We start from the raw sequence: 1,257 nt of genomic DNA, 5'->3' as shown, positions 1-1,257 counted from the left end.
TTCTTTGACCCTTGAGGGGCGTCCCGAAGTCATGGCGGATCAACCTCTTTTATTGCAAGGGTTTCGTGGGCAAATCAATGGACCATGGAAAGCCGCGACCGTCACCCACTGCTATGAGAAGCAAAGCGGATACACCACAGAAATCACCTTTGAGGCACCAGACAAGGGAAAAGAAAGCAATGAGAACACTGAACATGCTAAAAACAGAAAATCCAAGAGATAATTTTGCTTCTTCTTTTCGTCAACTTCCCCATAATATTGAAGCAGAGCAGGCATTACTTGGAGCAATCCTGATTAATAATAATGCACTCGATCGCGTTTCAGACTTTCTCAAAGCAGAACATTTTTTTGAAACGCTACACCAAAAGATCTTTGAGATTGTCTTACAAATTATTCAAAATGGTCATCTTGCAAACCCCATTACAATCAAGCCCTATATCCAAATGGAAGAAAAAGTTGGAGATATTACTGTATACCAGTATGTTGTTCGCTTAACCACAGAGGCAGTCACTATTATTAACACTGAAGATTATGGGAGCGTTATTTACGATCTTTTTATCCGCCGGTCTTTGATTAATCTTGGCAATGAAGTTGCCAATACAGCTTTTGATGCTCCTGTAGAGCTCACGCCTACCCAACAAATTGAAACGATTGAAAATCAGTTATTTGAGCTCGCCGAAAAAGGGAAATATGGAGGTGGGTTTGAAAACTTTAATACAGCCATTACAAAAGCACTTAACATGGCAAGTGCAGCGAAAAAGCGTTCCTCACAGCTTTCTGGGATAGCTACCCATATCAAAACCCTTGATGAAAAAATGGGGGGCTACAGCCATCCGATTTGATTATCATAGCTGGACGCCCTGGAATGGGGAAAACCTCTCTGGCGACCAATATTGCTTTTAATATTGCCAATGCTTGTAAGCGTGATAACAGCCAAGAAAATGAAGGGGGCATTGTAGGTTTCTTCTCACTTGAGATGTCAACAGAACAGCTTGCAACTCGTATTATCTCAGAGCAAATAAAGGTTTCTTCTTCTGATATGCGCCGTGGTAATATCTCAGAAGAGCAATTTGCAAAAATTATTCACGCAATGCGCTCCTTACAAACAATCCCTCTTTATATTGATCAAACGGGGGGTGTATCCCTTGCACAATTGTCCGCCCGTGCAAGGCGTCTCAAACGACAACATGGTCTAGATGTCTTGATTATCGATTATATCCAACTCATGACAAGCGGTTCAAAGCGTTCATTAGAAAA

2 pseudogenes are annotated in these 1,257 nt (G+C 41.5%); both read left to right on the top strand.

The features are described 5' to 3' along the window. Window positions 1-223 (top strand): annotated as a pseudogene (locus ACFIK7_RS02560) (late control protein); the annotation flags it as partial. Then, a pseudogene (locus ACFIK7_RS02555) lies at window positions 180-1,257 on the top strand (DnaB-like helicase C-terminal domain-containing protein); the annotation flags it as partial. The pseudogenes ACFIK7_RS02560 and ACFIK7_RS02555, both read left to right, overlap by 44 nt.

Source organism: Bartonella sp. CL266QHHD (genome assembly GCF_042195355.1).
Taxonomy (GTDB): domain Bacteria; phylum Pseudomonadota; class Alphaproteobacteria; order Rhizobiales; family Rhizobiaceae; genus Bartonella.
The sequence above is the reverse complement of the archived record's forward strand: the minus strand, read 5'-3'. Positions and strand labels throughout refer to the sequence as shown.